Origin of the sequence: Limnospira fusiformis SAG 85.79 (genome assembly GCF_012516315.1) — a bacterium.
GTDB lineage: Bacteria > Cyanobacteriota > Cyanobacteriia > Cyanobacteriales > Microcoleaceae > Limnospira > Limnospira fusiformis.
In genome coordinates this window covers 3,756,372-3,777,167 of sequence record NZ_CP051185.1, presented here as the reverse complement: position 1 = coordinate 3,777,167, position 20,796 = coordinate 3,756,372, and the positions used below count along the sequence as shown (strand labels likewise).

The 20,796-nt window shown below is 43.1% G+C and carries 16 protein-coding genes, 2 pseudogenes and 2 CRISPR repeat arrays; of the genes and pseudogenes, 9 read left to right on the top strand and 9 right to left on the bottom strand.

Annotation, left to right across the window (positions count from 1 at the left end):
* Positions 1-27 precede the first annotated feature (27 nt).
* Complete coding sequence (locus HFV01_RS17725) at positions 28-297, top strand: hypothetical protein (RefSeq protein WP_006620513.1); 270 nt, start codon at positions 28-30, stop codon at positions 295-297.
* Between the two features lie 9 nt (positions 298-306).
* On the opposite strand, the gene HFV01_RS17720 is transcribed toward HFV01_RS17725, so the two are convergent.
* Positions 307-1,266, bottom strand: a complete 960-nt coding sequence (locus tag HFV01_RS17720) for an MDR/zinc-dependent alcohol dehydrogenase-like family protein (protein ID WP_006620512.1) — start codon at positions 1,264-1,266, stop codon at positions 307-309.
* A 209-nt stretch (positions 1,267-1,475) separates the two neighbouring features.
* Between HFV01_RS17720 and HFV01_RS17715 the strand changes: the two genes are divergently transcribed.
* Positions 1,476-2,516 (top strand): sensor histidine kinase, encoded by a 1,041-nt coding sequence (locus tag HFV01_RS17715; protein WP_006669928.1) that lies wholly within the window; start codon positions 1,476-1,478, stop codon positions 2,514-2,516.
* A 34-nt stretch (positions 2,517-2,550) separates the two neighbouring features.
* Here the strand turns inward: HFV01_RS17715 and HFV01_RS17710 are convergent, their stop codons facing one another.
* A complete protein-coding gene (locus HFV01_RS17710; RefSeq protein WP_006620510.1) occupies positions 2,551-3,210 on the bottom strand; it encodes an SDR family oxidoreductase in 660 nt (219 codons plus the stop codon).
* Between the two features lie 169 nt (positions 3,211-3,379).
* Here HFV01_RS17710 and msrA point away from each other — a divergent pair, with 169 nt between their 5' ends.
* Positions 3,380-3,811: a peptide-methionine (S)-S-oxide reductase MsrA gene (msrA, locus tag HFV01_RS17705; protein ID WP_006620508.1), complete on the top strand. Its 432-nt coding sequence runs from the start codon at positions 3,380-3,382 to the stop codon at positions 3,809-3,811.
* A 50-nt stretch (positions 3,812-3,861) separates the two neighbouring features.
* On the opposite strand, the pseudogene HFV01_RS17700 reads toward msrA, so the two are convergent.
* The 5 genes and pseudogenes from HFV01_RS17700 to HFV01_RS17680 all read right to left on the bottom strand — a co-directional run.
* A pseudogene (locus HFV01_RS17700) lies at positions 3,862-4,372 on the bottom strand (hypothetical protein).
* Between the two features lie 396 nt (positions 4,373-4,768).
* Complete coding sequence (locus HFV01_RS17695) at positions 4,769-5,626, bottom strand: CAAD domain-containing protein (RefSeq protein WP_193520255.1); 858 nt, start codon at positions 5,624-5,626, stop codon at positions 4,769-4,771.
* Between the two features lie 21 nt (positions 5,627-5,647).
* Complete coding sequence (gene gltX / locus HFV01_RS17690) at positions 5,648-7,090, bottom strand: glutamate--tRNA ligase (RefSeq protein WP_006669925.1); 1,443 nt, start codon at positions 7,088-7,090, stop codon at positions 5,648-5,650.
* A gap of 273 nt (positions 7,091-7,363) precedes the next feature.
* Positions 7,364-7,783 carry a DUF4359 domain-containing protein gene (locus tag HFV01_RS17685; RefSeq protein ID WP_006620503.1) on the bottom strand — a complete coding sequence of 140 codons (420 nt, stop codon included), beginning with the start codon at positions 7,781-7,783 and terminating at the stop codon, positions 7,364-7,366.
* 255 nt (positions 7,784-8,038) lie between these two features.
* Positions 8,039-8,587, bottom strand: a pseudogene (locus tag HFV01_RS17680) (HNH endonuclease); the annotation flags it as partial.
* Between the two features lie 610 nt (positions 8,588-9,197).
* Here HFV01_RS17680 and HFV01_RS17675 point away from each other — a divergent pair.
* From HFV01_RS17675 to HFV01_RS17665, 3 genes are all read left to right on the top strand, one after another.
* Positions 9,198-10,448 carry a hypothetical protein gene (locus tag HFV01_RS17675; protein WP_193520254.1) on the top strand — a complete coding sequence of 417 codons (1,251 nt, stop codon included), beginning with the start codon at positions 9,198-9,200 and terminating at the stop codon, positions 10,446-10,448.
* Positions 10,449-10,528: 80 nt separating this feature from the next.
* On the top strand, positions 10,529-11,305 hold the full coding sequence (locus HFV01_RS17670) for a hypothetical protein (protein WP_193520253.1): 777 nt from the start codon (positions 10,529-10,531) through the stop codon (positions 11,303-11,305).
* Between the two features lie 60 nt (positions 11,306-11,365).
* Entirely contained in the window at positions 11,366-11,992 is a 627-nt protein-coding gene (locus tag HFV01_RS17665) for a pentapeptide repeat-containing protein (RefSeq protein ID WP_006620499.1), read from the top strand.
* A 267-nt stretch (positions 11,993-12,259) separates the two neighbouring features.
* A CRISPR array of direct repeats spans positions 12,260-13,102; the repeat unit is 35 nt; unit sequence GTTTCCATACGTTTAACTTTCAAAGAAGTTTAAAG.
* A 202-nt stretch (positions 13,103-13,304) separates the two neighbouring features.
* On the opposite strand, the gene cas1 (HFV01_RS17660) is transcribed toward HFV01_RS17665, so the two are convergent.
* The gene (gene cas1 / locus HFV01_RS17660; protein WP_273249047.1) at positions 13,305-15,296 is read right to left on the bottom strand and encodes a CRISPR-associated endonuclease Cas1; all 1,992 of its coding nucleotides are present in this window, start codon (positions 15,294-15,296) and stop codon (positions 13,305-13,307) included.
* Positions 15,297-15,493: 197 nt separating this feature from the next.
* Between cas1 (HFV01_RS17660) and cas1 (HFV01_RS17655) the strand changes: the two genes are divergently transcribed.
* The 3 genes from cas1 (HFV01_RS17655) to HFV01_RS17645 all read left to right on the top strand — a co-directional run bounded on the left by cas1 (HFV01_RS17655) (position 15,494) and on the right by HFV01_RS17645 (position 17,585).
* The gene (gene cas1, locus HFV01_RS17655) at positions 15,494-16,390 is read left to right on the top strand and encodes a CRISPR-associated endonuclease Cas1 (protein WP_193520252.1); all 897 of its coding nucleotides are present in this window, start codon (positions 15,494-15,496) and stop codon (positions 16,388-16,390) included.
* Positions 16,387-16,701 carry a CRISPR-associated endonuclease Cas2 gene (cas2, locus tag HFV01_RS17650; RefSeq protein WP_008049587.1) on the top strand — a complete coding sequence of 105 codons (315 nt, stop codon included), beginning with the start codon at positions 16,387-16,389 and terminating at the stop codon, positions 16,699-16,701. The genes cas1 (HFV01_RS17655) and cas2 overlap by 4 nt, the downstream gene beginning before the upstream one ends.
* 656 nt (positions 16,702-17,357) lie before the next feature.
* Positions 17,358-17,585, top strand: a complete 228-nt coding sequence (locus HFV01_RS17645; RefSeq protein WP_006669917.1) for a hypothetical protein — start codon at positions 17,358-17,360, stop codon at positions 17,583-17,585.
* Positions 17,586-17,726: 141 nt separating this feature from the next.
* Positions 17,727-18,726: a CRISPR direct-repeat array (repeat unit 35 nt; unit sequence GTTTCCATACGTTTAACTTTCAGAGAAGTTTAAAG).
* A 193-nt stretch (positions 18,727-18,919) separates the two neighbouring features.
* On the opposite strand, the gene HFV01_RS17640 is transcribed toward HFV01_RS17645, so the two are convergent.
* Positions 18,920-20,749 (bottom strand): hypothetical protein, encoded by a 1,830-nt coding sequence (locus HFV01_RS17640; RefSeq protein WP_318285788.1) that lies wholly within the window; start codon positions 20,747-20,749, stop codon positions 18,920-18,922.
* Positions 20,750-20,796 lie beyond the last annotated feature (47 nt).

Sequence of the window (20,796 nt, the reverse complement as noted above, 5' to 3'; positions counted from 1 at the left end):
AGATTCTTATAGCAGAAGGTATTGACCGTGTTGAGATTTTTACAGTTTCTCATTCAGGCTATTGAACCTTTTTTAGTTCCTATATGCTTTGTCGTCGCTTGGGGGTTGATGTTCCTCACGATTTGGAATGTCGGAGCAGCGATCGCCCAGACCATCAAAAGAGCTAAAATCATGCATCAAATCCCCTGTGCTAACTGTAGCTTTTTTACCGGAGATTATCGCCTTAAATGTCCCGTCCAACCAACTATAGCCCTTTCCGAAAAAGCGATCGACTGTCCCGACTACGAATCCAAATAACGTAGAAGATCAAGACCCTGCTACATCAACCAAAACTTTTAAAGTTCCCCGCTTTTGAGCATGGTTAAAGGCAGCGATCGCATCATCTAAGGAATATTTAGCCTGAATCAAAGGTTCCACATCAACCCGAAATTCTGCCAGCAGTTGCAAAGCCGGAACGAAAGGACCGCAGCGGGAACCTAGCAAAGTAATCTCATCTACCACCAGAGAAGATACATCAATAGTCAAATTTCCCGTATATGTGCTTTTTAAGACCAGAATACCACGCGATCGCAAACTCCGACGGGCGATCGTAAATCCTTCAGGATTGCCAGTACATTCTACCGCCAAATCAAAACTCCTGTCAACTACAGCATCAGCAAATCCCGTTTTAATACCCCTATTTTCTAATAATTGTAACTTGTCGCGATGACGACCTACAGCCAACAAATCACAACCCGTTAAAGCCAAAGTTTGAGCGATTAGTTGTCCTAGTTTGCCATCTCCGACCACTAAAACCCGCCATTCCGGGTGAATAGATAGCTGTTGCTGAATTTCCAGCGCCGCCGCAATGGGTTCCGTGAAAGTCGCCGCGTCCGTAGAAACACTATGGGGAACTAAATGTAAATTTTGCACTGGAAGCGTGAGATAATCAGCGAATGCACCATTACGGTTAACTATACCCAGAACAGTGCGATTTTCGCAGTGGGTGGGTTGTTGAGTCAGGCAAAATCTACATTTCCCACAGGCGGCGTTAATTTCTCCCACCACCCGCCGTCCCAGAAGATTAGGGGGACCTTGTTCCACCACACCGACAAATTCATGGCCCGGAATGCCTTGGTAGGGATAATATCCCCTAAGCAATTCTAGGTCAGTGTTGCAAATCCCGGCTCGCAGGACTCGCACTAATGCCTCTCCTGGACTCGGTGTAGGCGTGGGTATGTCGGTGCGGAGTTCCAGTTGCTGATGTTCCAGCCAAACTGCTTTCATGGTTCTACCTAATCAGTAACGTTTGCTATATTTTAGTCAATCTTTAAATTTACCGACAACCGGGAATTTGTCACCTAGAATAGAAGCACAGTAAATTTTTACTAAAGGGCACCACTCAGGTGGTGAGTTGGTGGGTAGCACTGATGCCGAAAAAGCTCACACAAAATATATTATCAAGGTCTGGTCTGACAATTACTACTCTTGGTCTGATGACAGTTATTTCTTTATTATATGGCTCTGTTTATTTTTTATCGAGTCATAATCTGCTGCCTTTTGTGATTAGCTTGATTTCCGTGTTAGGAGCTGCTGGAATAGCTTGGCATAGTTACCAAAAACAACAAAAGTGGCATCAAGAGAAACAGGATTTAGAGAATCATATTCAAGACCTGCGCGATTCGGGGCATTTAAAACAAACTCAGCTAGAAAAAAGTTTGCAGAATTTAACCGAAAAATTCAATAATATTGAACTGGAAAATATCCGCCTTAACAATAGTAATCTCCGCAAAGATGAATTTCTGAGGCAAACATCCCATGAACTGCGAACACCCCTCAATGGCATTATCTGTTCTCTGCAACTGTTACTTGATGAGTTATATGATAACAGTGACGAAGAAACCGAACTGCTGCAACAAGCCTATCAGTCTTCTCTGCATTTAATTAACCTCATTAATCAGGTTTTGGATTTAGCAAAAATTGAAGCGGGGAAAGTCTCAATTGAGTTAAAGCCTATTGATTTGCACGCATCTCTAACCGCTGCTATTTATTTACAGTTCGGCAATTTTCGCAAGAAAAATCTACAGCTTTACCGACAAGATTTTTTTCAAGGCATTAAAATTAAAGCCGACCCCAACAAATTAAAACAAGTTTTGATTAATGTGATTGGTAATGCCATTAAATTTACAGACCGTGGTAATATTACGATTATTACTCAACTGCGACAGGTGAAATCTAATCCCAGCGACTCCCCAATCACTATGGCAGTTATCACTGTTCAAGATACCGGAATTGGTATTGAGCCGAAAAATCAACACCGACTTTTTGAGGCATTTCAAGTAGAAAATGAGTCTAACACTAATCCTCAAGGAAGTACGGGACTCGGTTTAATGATATCTAAAAATTTGGTGGAAATGATGGGGGGTAGCATTTATTTAAACAGTCCCGGAAGAAACCAAGGAACTACCGTAGAAATTCTGCTACCCCTAGCTGATCAAGAATCGGAAATTGATGATAGTAATATTAAGTATGATTAGCCATTAATATTACCTGATTAAACTACCCTACAGATTACCAGGGAAGTACCTCACCATTAGCGTGCCAAAATGTGCCAGTATTATCTAAGTTGAGTTGAGCAATTCTGGCTAATAGTCCCTGTACTGACTCGGTGGGAGTAATCCCTGTAAAGTTAGTCATGCGGGTTCTGACTAAGCCTGGGTGTAAAATACCTACAGAAATTCCTCGGGGTTTTAAGTCATGGGAGAGAGATTTTCCCGCCATACTTACGGCTACTTTAGACATTCGATAACCATAGGAACTCCCAGAGGTATTGTCACCAATAGAACCCATGCGACTGGTGATTATAGCAATTTTTGAGCCAGACTGGAGGTGAGGGAGTAAAGCCTGAGTGACTCTCAAGGGTCCCAAGGCGTTGACTTCAAACTGTTGGCGGATACTATCAAAATCCAGGTTTTCCAGGGTGTTACGCTTTAAAATACCCGCGTTGTTAATCAGTACATCAATAGTGCTACCTTTTAAATTGGAGGCTAACTTACTGACGGCTTCTGGGGAGGTGATATCACACCCAGACTCGACTCGCACCCCTAATTGTTCTAATTCGGCGCTAGAATGGCGACAGACTGCAATCACAGTTTCTTGGCGATCGCATAATTGACGACAAAATTCTAAGCCAATTCCTCCGGTAGCACCCGTAACTAAATAAGTTGCCATTAGGATTCAATTATCAAACTCTCTTATCTTGTTGTAGCGGGTTTGGCGATGTTTTGAGTAGGCGATCGCCAAAATTTTTCAAATTTAGCTACCTGAACACTTATATAATCAGATATATAATCAGATATATAATCAAAATACATAATTCCCATAAACCCTGATCATCAATATGATAGAAACCGCAACCTTTGCAGCCGGATGCTTTTGGGGAGTCGCCGACAAATTTAGTCAGATCAACGGCGTGATAGAAACCGTCACCGGATATATGGGGGGACATTTTCCCCACCCATCTTATTTAGACGTAGCCGCTAGAATTACGGGTCATGCAGAAGTCGTACAGCTTCAATATAATCCTGATGTAGTTTCCTACGAACAACTATTAGAAGTCTTTTGGCAAATTCATGACCCCACCTCCCTAAACCGCCAAGGTCCTGACCGAGGTGAACAATACCGATCAGCAATTTTTTATCATAATTCCCAACAGGAACAAATCGCCAGAAAATCCAAACATCAACTGCAAATATCAGGAACCTATCCGCGACCTATTGTTACCGAAATTAAACCCGCATCCGAATTTTACCCCGGTTCCGGTGGTCCCTAAAATTAGATACTATATCGCCAATCAATCCACTGCGTCAATGGTCATCATGATCAATTCTCAGAAGACCTCCTAGCAGTAATTTCAATTATATATGGGTGATAGCTATTAGGTTCATAGGAACCCACCCAAATTTCATACCTACCAGATAACCACTGACCGATAATTCCTGGGTTCATACCAATTAAGTCATCATTACACCAACTCCCCCCCGGTCCCCTAACCACAATTACCGTGTCTTCATTGCTTTGAACCGTCAGACTCAGATGGTTAAAAAACTCAGTTAAAACCAGGGTATGGTCTGGCTTTTGATCCACATAACCGATACAGGGACCCTGTTGGCGTTTCCTCTCTACCCGCAATATCTTGACTCCTCACCGGACCCCCACTCAGTCCCCTAAGAATCATTGGATCTGGTTCAAAATTCGGTGATAGCGTCACGTTTTCAAACATTACGGTTGGGTTAGAACCCTGAGAATAAGCCACCCCTGAACTATTGACAAATAACCCAACAACTGCCACGATTGAGCTAAATATTATGCTTTTGGTTGGCTCAATTTCCATCAGTCTGTCTCCTTATATCACACAATTTGAGATAACTATATTATAGTTATAATTAGCTTTTAATTATCCGGCTATCATCCCCATGGCCCTGGGGAAGGTCTGGTAGCGCTATTTGAGACTTACAGAATCATGAATAATAGCTGATTAATAGCTATCCCGATTACAACAATCCCCTGTCTTATGTTGAAGACAGGGGAATCATAATATACGGAAGTTACCTAACTTCTAGTTGTATCAAGTCCGTTTTAGCTAGGTGTTATTGACTGATTAAACGGACTTGATATTTACCATGTTTGACGTGGTGTAATTAGAGCGGCAATTAACATTTTTACCAGTAAATAAATGCCAATATTTTTTAGCAATAATTATCCTGATAAATAGTCACTCTAAACAGTATTAATTTTCCCCAAACACATCTTTCTTAAACTCGCGCCACTTATTAACCAGTTCTTCCCGAGTTTCGCTCCGCAGTAAATAGCGATAGACAAACCATCCAGAGAATCCAATTCCCACCATTTCTAAACTGGGTTTAACTAGGGGGATTTGATTAATAATATCAATCACCCCAACTAACACCCGCAGCGTTACAAACAACACAATAATCAGAATTACAGTTGTTAGCGGACGGTAGTATTCACTGAAAAACTTACTAAAGTTTTCTGGTAAATTCGAGAAAAAGTCCAGGACTTTTTCTTTAATCGCTGTTACATCTACTTCCGGCATATCTACACCCCCCTCAAGTGTGGGTTCGGTAGTTATAGCAGCAGGTTGAGCAGCGGCTACAGGTTCCGGTTTTGGTTCCGGTTTTGGTTCCGGTTTTGGTTCCGGTTTCGGTTCTGGGGGTTTAGCAGCCACAGGTTCTGGTTTCGGTTCGGCTTTGGGTTCTGGTTTTGGTTCTGGGGGTTTAGCAGCCACAGGTTCTGGTTTCGGTTCGGCTTTGGGTTCTGGTTTTGGTTCTGGGGGTTTAGCAGCCACAGGTTCTGGTTTCGGTTCGGCTTTGGGTTCTGGTTTTGGTTCTGGTTTTGGTTCTGGGGGTTTAGCAGCCACAGGTTCTGGTTTCGGTTCGGCTTTGGGTTCTGGTTTTGGTTCTGGTTTGGGTTCTGGGGTTTTAGCAGCAGGTTTAGCCTCAACCACAGGTTCGTGATCTTTGGGAGTAGAGGATTTAGCTGGAGTAGTATCTGCTTTAGTAGCAGACTTTTTATCCTCAATGGGAGTTTTATCGTCTTGTGGTTTGGATTTAGAGCTATCCGCCATAGCATTCAGCCTCAATAACAATTAACGATCTAATATGTTTTGCAAGCGAGTTAGATCAGTTCCTCGCTGATGAAGAAGCAGCCAGGACTCAACTAAATCCGGGCCATGAACAGCCCCAGTGAGAGCTGCTCTGAGCGATCGCATGATCAGCCCTTTTTTAAGTTTCGTCTCTTTGGTAACAGCTTTGATCATATCCTTGACGGTATCTGCTGTCAGTGTAGGCTCAGATTCGAGTTTATCCTTGATAGCTGCCAAGACGGTTTGGGCTCCCTCTTGTTGCAACTGCTGCTGGGCTTCTTCATCTAAACTGACACTGGAGGGAAAGAACATCGCGGCCATATCTACTGCATCTTTGAGACGGGTAAGACTAGGACCAATGAGGGTTGTTAACTGTTCCAACCAAAGGCGATCGCTCTGTGGGTCGAAGTCATAACCCGCCTCTTTCCAATAGGGAATCAACATATCTGTTAATTCCGACACTGGCAGATTATGGATATACTGACCATTCAACCAATCGAGCTTATCCCAGTCAAATTTTGCCCCCGCCTTATTGACCCTATCAAAACCAAAGTTTTTCGCCGCCTGTTCTAGGGTAAAGATTTCCTGAGTAGAATCAGTGGGAGTCCAACCCAATAGTGTCATATAATTAGCCAAAGCGGGGGCTGTGTAACCCAAATTTTGGAAATCTGAGATAGAAGTCACCCCGTCCCGCTTAGATAGTTTACGGCCATCAGGATTCAAAATCAAAGGAGTGTGGGCGAATTCTGGAACCGTTCCCCCCAAGGCTTCGTAGAGTAGTATCTGTTTGGCAGTATTAGCGATATGGTCTTCACCGCGAATTACATGGGTGATCTGCATATCAATATCATCGACCACCACCGCCAAATTATAGAGAGGCTGACCGATCGCATTGCTACTGGAAGCCCTAGCAATGACCATATCTCCCCCCAAGTCGGAGCCTTTCCAGACTACCGAACCCCTGACCAAATCATTCCATCTAATTTCTCGGTTGTCGTCTATTTTAAAGCGAATCACGGCACTGCGGCCTTCAGCTTCCAAAGCCGCCCTTTGTGCTGCGGTTAGGTCGCGGTGGCGGTTATCATAGCGAGGAGCTTGATTTTTAGCTTTTTGAGCCGATCGCATTTCCTCAAGTTCTTCCGGAGTACAATAGCAACGGTAAGCCAAACCCGCATCTAGGAGTTTACAGATAGCTTTCCGGTACAAGTCCAGGCGCTCGGACTGAAAAAACGGCCCTTTATCCCAATTTAGACCCAACCAGGTTAGTCCATCTAAAATATTTTGGGTAAATTCAGGACGCGATCGCTCTTGATCTGTATCTTCAATGCGTAGTATAAACTCACCGCCCTGATTTCGGGCGAAAAGCCAGTTAAATACAGCGGTTCTGGCTGTACCAATGTGTAGATTACCTGTAGGGCTAGGAGCCAAACGAACTCTGACAGTCATAATTTCTGGGTTGCCTTTGTATCTTGATCGCGCCAACGGCTGGCTAATTGTCAATGTTGGCTTTTGTCCACTCAACAAACCACAATCGCCATCTCAACATTGTATCTTTTTTTGTAACTGTCCATACCACCGAAAGCGATCGCAAACCCATTCTACCCTCAACCAACATTGGCTGAGGGTCCAGCAGTCTTGTCCTGTTTCCGGGGGCTGACCTAGCACCCGGCCTTATGGGAGGGCGCTTTTTCGCTCAGAATACAATTGGGCTGCTTCCGATTATTCTACGGAATTTTCCGGCAGTTTTTCCGCTGAAAATGTGATAAAATTACCAAACAGAGCCAGAGTTCTATAGCGATTATTCAACAATTCCGAGGTATAAATGCTAAAAATCATCGCATTTTTTCGGTGAGTAGAATTGTCAATAAAAGCCCTAATTGTACCACGTTGAGAAGTTACCAAAGTATTGCAGGTGTCTACAATAATATTAGAAAAACCTCGGAGAATAGCCGGAACTTCCGCCTCATTACATAGGTTGTTTTTCGCTTCTTGGGATAACTTCACCGAGGCATATTCGAGATAGTCTTGGCGACTGGGGTTAGTTAAAGCCATTGTTCCCGCCAAAATGGCCAGAAAGATAGCCATTTTACTGATATGCCCACCAGCATGGCTTGATTCCATCCGATTAACTTTCATCATTTTAAATAATCACCTCTAACAGCATTTTATCGAGAAAAATAGATCATCATACTAGGTTAAGTTTCATTAACCCGGACTAGGGCTGATCAGAGTTAAAATTGTTAGACAAACAAGTAGGGATCGAGAGAGATGTTACCATCTCCCCCTCCCATTCAAAACCGTACTTGAGACTTTCACCTCATACGGCTCTAGTGGTGCTTCCACATCCAGATAATTGGCATAGACACGAAAAACTTCCTGATGTGACGCACGCGCAGACTGCTCCATTGTTAAGAATGCAGCGTTGACGTTGTCAAGTGCCGTCTTATCATCGCGGGTGTGGCGGTGCAATAGTTGAAGATTCTTGTATTCATCCTTTCCGCCGTGGCTTCGAGGTACAATGTGGTCTACTTCAACTAAATCTGATGGGGTAAAGTATTGCCCACACCAGGCGCATAGGCATTTTTGCTTTTTGAGTAGTTTTGCTACCCTGTTTGGCGTATCAATTGCTTGACTTTTTCTGGTTGCCCAGTAAGTCCAGTTTCCGTCATAAAGTGTTGCTTCAGGGCGTATCAGGGTATGTCTGACAATCGGAGTGTAGCTATGCTTCCATAGTCTATGTCCATCCTTGGTACAGAATAACCAAGTTTCATGCCTTTCTCTACCATCGCTGAGTTTAACCGTTTCCGGTCTACAATAGTTACTCAGTTCTTTACGATTTGCCTTTCCGCATCTTGAGACTGTCCATGCCCGTAACATTTGCCAGATTATATGGTCTAACTTATTGAAGGTCTCAGATGAGACGACCCCTGAATAGTAATTTGAGTTATGGTCGAACAGGAAGTCACCTTCCCGAACTCCACTTCAAAACCGTGCTTGCGAGTTTCCCAGCACACGGCTCCTGATATGGACACCCTTTTTCGTAGGAACAGAGTTACTACCCCCTGCTTTCGTACTTCGACTTTTGGAGCTGTATACAACCACGTAGTCTTTAAACTCGCTCTCGTCATAATACTCTTAATCGCCGCAGTATCTATGTCCATACCGTGACTAGTGGGCATATCCTAACCATTACAGTTAGGCATTGGCTTTCAGTCATATCCTACTCCCTCCAAGGGGTAGGGGTCGAAAGGGAAGTCACCCTCCCCAACTCCCATTCAAAACCGTACTTGAGACTTTCACCTCATACGGCTCCTGATGTGGACACCCCTTTGTCATGGGAACAGGGTTACGCCCCCCTGCTTTGTATATAACCTTGAGAAAAAAATAGAATAGACCTGTTGACAAAGCCCCAAATTGTGTTAAAGTGAAGATAAGTTCATAAGGACAACCGAATAACTGGTTAAACCTGTAAGTTTTGGCACTTTCTTTTTGGCCCGGACTTGAGTTCAAACCGAACTCAGCCCAGGGCTGCAAAAGCCAACAGGAAAAACCAATGAACTACCGCAATTCTGACCTTCCGAAAGCAAATCAACAGACTTCCAGCCCCAAAAAACCAACAGTAGAAGACTTGATCCTGTACATTCAGGAAAGCGGCAAGTATGCTGAGTTAGTAGAGAAAGCGAAAAACCCTAGCCCAAGCCAGAAGAAGCCTAAAAAACTCCGAAACCTGATTAAGCAACTCCAGGGATTAGTCATTGCTAACCCCAAAGACTTTCGGGGTCGGGCTATTGTCTCCAATAACTTAGAAAAAGATAGCGAACGCACGGCTTGTTTAGTGACCATTAGCGGTGGGATTAATGTGGCAACTAGCTTTCCAATGCTGTACTATGCTTTCAGAGACTTAGGTGTTCTAGGAGTTCCGGTCACGCTACTGGTCAATGGTTTGCTTCTCAAATACACGAACGGTGCAGCTACCGCCGTTTCTGCTCGAAAACCCTATGGTCGTTCTTGGTCAAATTGGGCGATCGTAGGCATGATATCCATTAATACAATTCTATCACTAATCGCCGCAGTGGGAACCGAACTCTTACTCAACCCATCCGGTTTAACTCAACTCAAAGCCCAAGAATTATCCGCAGAAACAATCAACCAGAAAATCAACCAGGTAGAAAGCCTCAAACAACTAGACAGCCCTCAATACAAAGACGCTTTAACCCGATGCGAACAAGGGGACAAAGAACTCAACCAAATGCTTAAAGACCACCCCCGCAGACAATCCCTATTCGTGCAACTGCACGGAACCTGGGAACAACAGAACACCAACTGGGCAACAGTACCCCTGGAAGAATTACCCCTCTGTCCGAAAGCTTCTCGACTCGGTCAACAAGCTCACCAAAACTATGAAACCGCCAAACAGGAACTGGAAGAAAGCCTCGCTCTCCGGGTGAAGATGGGGAACGACTTGGCATTCCTCCAACAACACAAGCCCCAAGTCTACCAGGAACATTTTACCCCCGACGGTGAACTCCGCTCCGGTATCGAAGCCACTCGGCTGGCTATCATCAACTTTCGCAGCAAATTAATTCAGGGAGATTGGTCTAGCTTAGGCTTTCACCTGTTCTCCCTGTTAGTCTCCATCATCACCAGTGGGCCCGCTTGCGGGATGACTATCGCCCTCAGTCTTCGCAAAGATACTCGCCAATCCTTTAGTGAAACGGTTGAACTGCAACGAAACATCTGGCTAGAAAGCCGACGCCAAGAACTACGAGAACTGATGAACTCAGAAGCAGAATTCAACGATTAAACCCCTGGCATTCAAGGCGTTTTTCCCTAACCTCTGTCCCTCAATTCACCTCACTTCAAAAAATAGCTGGAGATTTAACCATGAACAGACAAGACTCCATTTCCTCGAACGGTTCCTCGCAGTTCAACACGAATAAAGTATCCCCCTTACATTCCGTTTCAGTTCTGGCCGAAAATCCTCAAAATTCCTCCTATAAAATGCGGCTACTCAGCTTATGGATAGATGAAATGAAAAAAACCGGAAGAATTGATTACCCAGAATTAGTTCAATACCTCAATCAAGTCTACGAGGTCGAAAATACACAAGATGGACAGTTATTAATGACCCAACAGTGTGAGGGTTTAGTCGAGAATTTAAAAGCAGCACAAGCTGATATTCGCCAATCGGCTCAAATCATTCAGTTAACGCTCAATCAGTTGACTGATGGGATGAATCATGAGAGTTTAACCCCAGACAAACAACAAGAATTAAGAGGGCAGATTCGGGAAAAAACCCAGCAATTTCTACAAGGAGTAGAATACCTAATCGATATTACTCAATACTATGTCTATGAACCTTCATCGTTTTGGCTGAAATGGATACGCCGCACAGAAGATAGTCAAGCAGAAACCCTTCGCAAATGGATAAATGATCTTAATTATATCCGCCAGTACATCGCTCAACAACTCCAAATCGGACGACTGGAATTTCCAGACCATCATCTCAACAGCCCAAATCTCCGAAGACTCCACAAATACTTGGAAAATGCACCAGGTTTAGGGGATTTGTTAGGGAACTTTGTTCAACAGGCTTTGCAGCATAAAATCGCCGGGGGAACTCGGTTTCAAATGCCTAAGCCCTTTCACAAAGACTCGTAAATAATCAGACAATTTCAGTAAAAATCAATTCTAAACAGACTCAAAAAGGAGGATAAAACCATGACTCAATCGCCAAAATTCGTAAATAACGGTGAAGCCATTTCCACTCAAAAGTTTAAAGCAGAATATGCGGAAGGGCGGCGAGATTTCAGTTATACCAACTTGACCCAAATTAACTTGCAGGGGATGAGTTTGTGTGAAATAGACTTGCATTGTGCTGTACTTTACAAAGCTAACTTAGAGGGAGTTAACCTTTTTAAAGCTAATTTGACGGGAGCGAATTGTGCGAATGCTAACTTGAGTTGCGCCAATTTAAGTTTAACCTGTCTTGAAAATGCGAACTTTGCGGGGGGGCGGCTGTCTCAGGCAGATTTGCACGGAGCCAGCGCTTTGGGATGCAATTTCTACAAGGCAGATTTGCTGGGCGCGAACTTGAGTCAAGCTGATTTAGAACGGGCGAATTTAAGTTATGCTAATCTCAGGGATGCGGATTTGAGTTGGGCGAATCTCAGTGGTACAAATTTAGCACAGACGAACTTACAAAATACCAATTTGAGTTGGGCAGATTTGGATATTGCTAACCCGGAACACGCTCAGTTCAAGTTCACGACTCTAACAGGAGTTCGTCTGCCCTGGGGAGTCTATATTGTTAGTCATAAAAAGGCGAGAAAGGAAGAACATTATTAACTTTTCAATCGGTAAAAGCTCAAATTGAAAAACATGACTTTTTACAAAAGCTGGTTCCTCAAGCTGAATATTAAGTGGTTTACAACCCATTTTAAAATAGCAGCACTTTGACTTCTAAGCCGGTATCAAGTATGGAAAGAAACTGAATTTATTTTAATAATATACCCTCTACTTGGGGGGTATTTTTTTTAGTTATTTGCTCTATAGGTTGAATTTTCAAATCAGCAAAAAAATTAGGCCTCATCCTTTTAGGGGGAGGTTGGTGGGGGTTCCATAGGTTGAACTTTCAAAGAAGTTGAAAATATATTTCTCCCCAAAGTTGGGGGGCTAGGGGGGCAGCTAATTTAAGTTTCCATACGTTTAACTTTCAAAGAAGTTTAAAGTATCCGGCAAGAAGCCAACAATAACATGGAGAAATCCCTGTTTCCATACGTTTAACTTTCAAAGAAGTTTAAAGACAATCAATTCCATCCTAATTCGGATGGAACAACTGTTTCCATACGTTTAACTTTCAAAGAAGTTTAAAGTGCTGACAAAGGCAAAGAGCCGGTCTGTCAGGTCTGGTTTCCATACGTTTAACTTTCAAAGAAGTTTAAAGGGAGGAGAAGGAGGAGAAGAACCGTCTTATCCTCAACGTTTCCATACGTTTAACTTTCAAAGAAGTTTAAAGATGTTCATGAAGGTAGCGATATTACTGATATTATCGCATCTTGTTTCCATACGTTTAACTTTCAAAGAAGTTTAAAGAGGATTAGGAATGGAGAGAATATCCACCTTCCACATAGTAAGTTTCCATACGTTTAACTTTCAAAGAAGTTTAAAGTGTTTAGCATTGCTATCGGTCTTAACGTTGGAGTGGCTGTTTCCATACGTTTAACTTTCAAAGAAGTTTAAAGCTAGTTGTAGAGTATCATAAAACCGGTTGTGTTTAATGGTTTCCATACGTTTAACTTTCAAAGAAGTTTAAAGTAGGATTTGCCGGCACCGCCGCTGGCAAAACTCGTCGTTTCCATACGTTTAACTTTCAAAGAAGTTTAAAGCATAGTGTCGATTTCCTTCTTAGCGTAGATTTCATGTTTCCATACGTTTAACTTTCAAAGAAGTTTAAAGAGTGCCGAGTTGAAACCCTTGCTATTACTGGAGTGTAACATTCCATTTCCGGGGGGGTCAAGCAAGCACCAAAATAATTGAGACATATTTGCAATAAAATACTCTCCAGAATCCCTCAAACTCAGAGAGAGAAGGCTTTCCGGGGGGGTTAACGAAACAATGCAGGTTTGAGCAGTTGTCGAACCCCTCCGGAAACTCTAGTTTACCACTTTTCCAGTTTCATAGGCCGATAAACTTCCCGCTCTCCCATCAAGCAAGAAATATACTCCCAAACCTGCAACTCCAAACACCGATAGTAGCTAACCTTGTAACCCGTATGAGGATGAGTCGTTTTCAAAGAAAGCTTATCCTGCCAATGCTTCAGATATTTTTTGAGAGCATCGGAATAAAGATAAACCCCACCTCGTTCGTCACTTGGGGTAAAATCTTCCGGGGTAAAAATTCCCGAATTTACCAGATAGATAACGAGCGAATCCACCACCGGGGCGCGAAACTCCTCAATCAAATCTGACACCAACGCCGGATGGTTGCTACGAGGAACATGAAGATTGCCGTAATGGGGATGTAAACCCACCGCCAGAATTAACGAGTGAATATTTTGATGGAGTAAAGTATAACCCAGACTCAACAAACTATTCACTGGATCAGTTGGAGGGCGACGAGTACGGTGTTCAAAGGTGAACGGAGGTTGTACCAATGCCCCCAAAGCCTGAAAATAGATGCGAGTTCCGAAGCCTTCGTAACCCAATAGAGATTCGAGCAACTCCACCTCAGCAATTTTCTCTTGCCAGACTCCCAATTCTTCAATCGCCTCAATCACTTGAGAAATTTGGCGATCGCGGTTGAGACGACGCAGTAAAATCCGACAGTTGTGCAGTTTTCCGGCAACAATCACTTTAGCCTGACGCAGCACAAAGGTTTCATCTTCAGCACAATGGACTTGTCGGCTGAGGTAGTCTACCCGTGTCATCCCATCGGTTTGCAAGCGACCAAAGTAACGACCCTGATAAGACAAGAACAAAATGGGAATGCGACGACGCAAAGCCAAACCAATCGCACCGTGCGACAAATTACAACAGCCAAAGAGGATAATATAGTCTACGACATTGACGGGAATAGACACTTTCAGATCATTGCCGAGCAAGACCTGAAATTGCTGATGTTTCACCTTGACATAAGCACCCTGATCCGTGACATAAAGTGTTGTCATACCTTCCCTCCAAGAATCCAGAAAATTTCGAGTTGATAAAGACTTTCGGGTTGGGGTAACAATCGAGCAAGCAATGGGAGGACGAGACGCTACAGAAACCGCTTTCTTGTTGTGATTTCGTCGGGGTTGCTTGTACTCTGGGGTAATAATTTCTCCAGCTTGAAAGCCATAACCAAGAAAGACAAACTCCTCACCCGGGGCAAAAATGTGAGTTTTCTCTGGTTGCAGGGTTAGATAAATATCTGATAGCCAATCTTCGATTAAATTCAAAAAGCGTGTTGCTTCTAATAGGCTTCTCGCGACCATGACAAAATCATCTCCATAACGGGTAAGAGAGGCACCCGCATTTAAACAGCGTCGGTCAAATTCACTCAAATACAAATTCGCCAAAGCGCCCGACAAAATGCCACCTTGTAAAACCCCACGACCTGACAGGATAGGCATTCCCCCGACAACAATACCCGCCTCCAACTGCCCTTTGATATAACGCACCACCGTTTGATCGACTGACAGTTCCTCCAACTGAGACAGCAGCAATGTTCGACAAAGGCTATCAAAAAACTGTGAAATATCCGCTTTGACTGTCCATGTTTGGGAGGAATACACCTCGGCAACCCGTTCGATCGCGTGTTTCACTCCGACTCCTGGACGGTAAGCAAAAGAGCAGTCTTGAAACGTTTCTTCTAAGGCTGGATAAAGCGATCGCAACAGCAAGCGTTGGACAATGCGATCGCGTACAGTTGGAATTCCAATAAGCCGATGACCACCACTTTTTTTCGCCCGATAAAACCCCAAAGCGGGTAAAGGATGATAGATATCTTGCTGAAGCTGGTGGGCGAGTCGTTTGAGTTCTTCGTCTAGAAAATGAGCAAATAATTCGACAGAGATCCCATCAATCCCGGCTGTTTTGCTGCGAGTGCGGACTTGATACCATGCAGCCAACAAAGCATCTCCCATTGGAAGTTGAGAATCGAAAAAAACCACATTCTTTGAGTTGAACAACAACAGTATCCAGTTAATCAAACGGATTTTTGTGTTCGCACTTGAGTTGTTTTTTTACAACTTCTATCGGAACGCCTATCCCAACACAGAAAAATCTTCTGAATTTTTGTTGAATCTCAGGTTCGATCGCCAAATCGGTTTCGGTTCAATACAGTCATGGAACTTCGGAGAAAGCCAACATGACTGCGATTTACCTCACCGAACCGCAATCCTATTTGGAAGCGGATCTGCGAGACTTTGCGATCGTTTACAATGATCGGATTCAATCTCGCCACTCCATCGACACCACCCAACAGATCATCGCTTTTGAAGGCTGTACGCTGGGGCGGAGTGCGATCGCGGCGATCTATCGTTACCGCATCCGGCTCAGTTTTATCCGCGATAACGGTCATATCACCGCTCAAATTACCCCCCAGGAAACACCGTTCTATACAGTCCTACAACAAGAGCGCAATAGCGATCGCAACTTCCGCATCGCTTTCATTCATTCACTTTTACGGGGACGGTGGTACAACGCCACTAAAGTTCTACAAAGCTTAGGATACTCTGGCATTCGAGAATGTCTCGAACAGCAACTTGAGGTTCTGCCGGGTTTGAATAGTTGGCTTGCCTTACAAACCTGGCAAGTTCAAGTGTTCCAGCGTTATCAAAAAGCCCTTCGCTCTGTTCTAGTTTCTGTCAAAGATTTTGAGCCAACTTTAGAACTGGCTTATGCTTTGCTGTCCCGTGAACTGTATGTTTTACTGCTATCGTCGGGCTGTTGTGCGGAAGTTGGAACACTGCACCTTCACTGTCAGAACCATTTGCCTTTACCCTGTGACTTGATGGAACCGTTTCGCCCGGTTGTGGAAGCGTGGGTTTTTAAAAAAGCGCCCAAGTTTAGCGATCGCGGAGGGTTGAGTCAGTCCCATCGTGCCACCTTTGTTCAAAACTGGGAATCTTTGATGGCAACCCAGATTTTTCATGCTTATGCAGGTCAAGTGAGTTTGCGGAGTGCGTTAGCGTGGCAAGTCGAGGAATATGTTCGCGCTATTACTGAAACTCTTGAATACCGTCCTTTCTTGTTAAAATCGTGACTTTTTACCTCATTTGCTACGACATCGTTGAGGATCGCCGCCGGACTAAAGTCTCGTCTCTGTTGGAGGCTTACGGCATCAGGGTTCAAAAATCAGTTTTTGAGGCTGTTCTTACCCCTCCACAATTCAAAAAGTTGGAGCAACGGTTAAAAAAACTCATCAACTCTGACTGCGATCAATTGCGCTTTTATCCTCTTTCGGCCAAGTGTCGGACTCAGGTGATTATTCTGGGTATTCAACCTAACTTTGCTGTTGACGATGCAGCTATCTTTAATGTCGTGATCCGACTCCCGTCACAATCAAAGATTTGACGGAGAGATGAATCACGACCAAGACAAAACCGACCAAAAGGAGACATTAAAGAGAGCCTCAAGGTGGTAAAATCATGGTGGCAATGCGCCCAGATGCGCCTAGTGAGCCAGGATTGGTTCTTCTCGCCAGATAACTCGTATCACCAAAAAAAAATACCTGATAGCAGGGGGGTCGAATGTTGTGAGCCAGCGCGTTGGGAGGGTTTCCCGACTTGAAGCGACTGGCGAACCCGTAAGGGTGAATGAGATGACGATAAATATAAATGAGTATTTTGTAGCCTGCTGCCGGGCAGTCAGTGGGTGTAAAACAGATGCTTGTGGAGGGGAATCTGGACGGGGTTTTAGGACTTATATGACCTAGAACTAGACAAACCCGATGAAGCAAGAATCTCCCACTACAACGCAAAGCCTTTAGTGGTGAGAGTGTCAATGTTAAGCGATGGTTTGCACGGGGTAAACGTTACCGTCGTCCAACTCCCACTGACCTGCGACATTTGGCGCTGATGGATTTGCTTTGGGAACGATGGGACGAGCTACCGACCGAATTCAAGGAGCGGTTCAACTGCACAAACAGTTAACTTTGTCAAGGGTAGCCTGCCCTGTTTTGTGCAAATTCTTGGGCTTATCGTGGGGTCAAAGCGTAAGGAGAACGAGCAATGACAGCTTTTGAGAGATTGCATCCCTGGTGTTTGGTGCGATCGCCAAACGCCTCAGAACGAGAATCTGTTACTAATAATCAGTGTTTGGTTGTGGGTCGTTTTCGTTCACAAAATGATGCAGTTAATCATCAGCGCATTTTACAAAAGCTTGTTCCTCAAGCTGAATATCAAGTGGTTTACCACCCATTTGAGAACAGCAACGCTTTGACTTCTAAGCAAGTCTAACGTATGGAAAGAAACTGAATTTAGTTCTAACAATATACCCTCAAATTTGGGGGTATTTTTTTAAAGTTATTTGCTCTATAGGTTGAACTTTCAAATTAGCAAAAAAATTAGGCTTCCTCCTTTTAGGGGGAGGTTGGTGGGGGTTCCATAGGTTGAACTTTCAAAGAAGTTTAAAGAAAGTAACCCCCCAAATTACCCCCAACCAGGAGACGGCAGAAGGTTAATGTTTCCATACGTTTAACTTTCAGAGAAGTTTAAAGATCGCCCCTTTACTATGTTAGATGGGACTCTACTGTTTCCATACGTTTAACTTTCAGAGAAGTTTAAAGGGTGGTAGTGAGTCACAGTTAGGTCCAAATGAAATAAGTGTTTCCATACGTTTAACTTTCAGAGAAGTTTAAAGCCAGAAGAATAGGTTGTAACCTAGACAACCCTCTCTAGGTTTCCATACGTTTAACTTTCAGAGAAGTTTAAAGAGAGAATCGAATCGGCAACGGGGGAAAAGAGTCTCGGGTTTCCATACGTTTAACTTTCAGAGAAGTTTAAAGTTTTTAAAGATAAACATTCTAGTAGCACTTGTTACAGGAGGTTTCCATACGTTTAACTTTCAGAGAAGTTTAAAGATAGACGAAGTCAACACCTGTCCAAATGACAGTGCAGGTTTCCATACGTTTAACTTTCAGAGAAGTTTAAAGTCTCAGTAGAGTTCGAGGCTAGCGGCTTCGTAGAAGGTTTCCATACGTTTAACTTTCAGAGAAGTTTAAAGTTGACAATTGTTCTACCACACTCCTTTGACACAAACCCCTCCAGTTTCCATACGTTTAACTTTCAGAGAAGTTTAAAGCTTGGAATTGCATGTGGGTTACTTCTTGCAACTGGTACGGTTTCCATACGTTTAACTTTCAGAGAAGTTTAAAGCGAAATGACTTTCAGGTTTCCGGAGGAAATGTAACAGTTTCCATACGTTTAACTTTCAGAGAAGTTTAAAGACTCCACAAGGTCGTTTAATTATCAACCAGATAGAGCGTGAAGTTTCCATACGTTTAACTTTCAGAGAAGTTTAAAGTCGTAAGTAGATAGCCATTACCCTCCTGATTATCACAGATGTTTCCATACGTTTAACTTTCAGAGAAGTTTAAAGGCTACCGAGTTTAAACCCTTGCCCTGACTGTACTCTAGCGCTCAAATTTGTGGGGGTCAAGCAAGCACCCAAATTATTGAGACATATTTGCAATAATAGGGTATAAATAATCGCTCAAACTCCGACAGAGAAAGCTTTCCGGGGGGGTCAACGAAAGAATCAGGGTTTCAGCGATTCTTCAACCCCCACAAGATTATTGATCGTGATCCAAAATTTGCCCAACCCATTCCTTAATTTCCGAGTAAAGATAATAGGGTTCAATCGGATCGCGCGTTTCCTGATTCACCTCTAGATAATCTTGTACATTTGGAAAGCCAGAAAGTGAAACCAACTCAACGAAACAGCAATAAATTTGACTCATTTGTGCTATAATCTCTGTGGGTAAACAGGAAACACGAACCGTATTTTTAATCTTCTGATTCTTGGGATTTTTTAAATCTTCTGAGCGCACATCTTCCATCCGTTGTTTAGAGATTCCCTTTGCTCCATGAATCAAGAAATTGCGCTGTTCTGCCCAATAGTCAAGACTTTTTAGAGATGCGATCAGCCCCTCCAAAGTCTCCGAACTCCCCTTTTTAATTAGAATTAATGCCTTAACAAAATTGCGTTTGCTCAAGCGTCCTTGTAGTTTATAATTGCTTTGCTTTTGATTTTGATAAATTTTGGGAAAGGAAGTGTTCGTTTTCTTCTCAATCTTCAGAAAAGTTTCCCCTAGTTGAGTTCCTCGAATTTCATCCAACTTTAAAACCCAATCATTTTCATTTCTAGTCTTATCAAAATAAGAGATAGCCTCTAATTTTTCAAAAGTTTGATGTAAAATCTCCTCATAAAAAGCACTCATACTTCCTAAAAAATCAGCAATGCGCTCCAGTTTCCAAAAGAGACAACATTGAGTATAAAGATTCAGAACAGGTTCATAATTTTTACACAATCGAAAGGGATTTTGTTCACCATTCAAAATGAACCCTTGCTCATTTTTACACAAAACCTCCAATAGTTCTAATCCGCTATCAGCTTGATTATCAGCCTCGTAACTATCTAAATTCAGATAAGCAATAGACATTTTTAAAGCTTTTACCGCCACCGTCAAACGATGACGACTCTCAGAGATTTCTGTAATCCCAGACCGCTCCAAAGTTTCTAACGTTTCTAACCATTTAGTTAAAATTTCTCGCGCCCCGTCAAAATCCCAACGCGCCAATAGTTTCTTAACTGTTTGATATTTTTGAACCCGTTGATAGCGCCAGTAAGATACCCGACGACAACTCGATGCTTCTCCCTGCAAAAGCTTTTGAATCGAAAGTTGAGGTTCGAGGTAAATTTGATTGGCAATATCAGAAGAAATCGCTTGAACCCGCAGGGCTGTTTGCATTTGGGGCGTACCCCCCTTAACACTAATCAAGATCCCCTCACTCGGATCTAAACCTTTAAAAAAGTTGTAATATTCTCCTAATAAACCATCTTGGTCAATCGGAGAAATCATTTTAGGAATTACCACTTTATGCAGATTAATTTGATTGTTCAATTCACGGTCAAACCAAAGCTGTAAAATCTCAAAAAGATAAACCGTATCGGAATCAGCCCCTTTATTTTTCTCACCGTTCTCCTCTAAAAATTGGTCGGTCACAAAAATATAAATATCTCGAACAGAAGCTTCAACAGCCTCTTTAACCACGCCCCAAAGACGACCCGGACGAATGCAGTCGTGCAACTCCTGGGGAGTCTCTATATATTTTCCCAGTAAGCACTGTGTCAACTCTCGAAAAGTGTTAACTTTCCACGTCTGGTAATACTGTTCTTTAAGCAATTGATAGCGGTTTTGCCAAATCAATAATTCTCCTGTACTCAATTGGCTTTCAGCTTCCTTCAGATTAGGTTCATTGCGATCAAAACCGACGGGAAGGAAATAATTTTGTTCTAAATCTTCATCACTTACAGAGGTTTCTCGTTGAATCTTTTTCAGGGGTTGATAGAACTTCAAAGCCAGGTCAGAAGTACCAATATTAGCAATCAGAATCGTCATCCTTTCCATCCTCCGTTATTATTAACAGTTTAACCACCGATACCAAT

Excerpts from the sequence above, each read along its gene's own strand:
- HFV01_RS17675 (WP_193520254.1), top strand. The coding sequence starts at position 9,198 with ATGAACTACCGCAATTCTGACCTTCCGAAAGCAAATCAACAGACTTCC.
- HFV01_RS17645 (WP_006669917.1), top strand. The coding sequence starts at position 17,358 with ATGACAGCTTTTGAGAGATTGCATCCCTGGTGTTTGGTGCGATCGCCA.
- HFV01_RS17670 (WP_193520253.1), top strand. The coding sequence starts at position 10,529 with ATGAACAGACAAGACTCCATTTCCTCGAACGGTTCCTCGCAGTTCAAC.
- gltX (WP_006669925.1), bottom strand. The coding sequence starts at position 7,090 with ATGACTGTCAGAGTTCGTTTGGCTCCTAGCCCTACAGGTAATCTACAC.
- HFV01_RS17695 (WP_193520255.1), bottom strand. The coding sequence starts at position 5,626 with ATGGCGGATAGCTCTAAATCCAAACCACAAGACGATAAAACTCCCATT.
- HFV01_RS17665 (WP_006620499.1), top strand. The coding sequence starts at position 11,366 with ATGACTCAATCGCCAAAATTCGTAAATAACGGTGAAGCCATTTCCACT.
- HFV01_RS17710 (WP_006620510.1), bottom strand. The coding sequence starts at position 3,210 with ATGGCAACTTATTTAGTTACGGGTGCTACCGGAGGAATTGGCTTAGAA.
- HFV01_RS17720 (WP_006620512.1), bottom strand. The coding sequence starts at position 1,266 with ATGAAAGCAGTTTGGCTGGAACATCAGCAACTGGAACTCCGCACCGAC.
- HFV01_RS17715 (WP_006669928.1), top strand. The coding sequence starts at position 1,476 with ATGACAGTTATTTCTTTATTATATGGCTCTGTTTATTTTTTATCGAGT.
- HFV01_RS17640 (WP_318285788.1), bottom strand. The coding sequence starts at position 20,749 with ATGACGATTCTGATTGCTAATATTGGTACTTCTGACCTGGCTTTGAAG.
- HFV01_RS17685 (WP_006620503.1), bottom strand. The coding sequence starts at position 7,783 with ATGATGAAAGTTAATCGGATGGAATCAAGCCATGCTGGTGGGCATATC.
- cas1 (WP_193520252.1), top strand. The coding sequence starts at position 15,494 with ATGACTGCGATTTACCTCACCGAACCGCAATCCTATTTGGAAGCGGAT.
- msrA (WP_006620508.1), top strand. The coding sequence starts at position 3,380 with ATGATAGAAACCGCAACCTTTGCAGCCGGATGCTTTTGGGGAGTCGCC.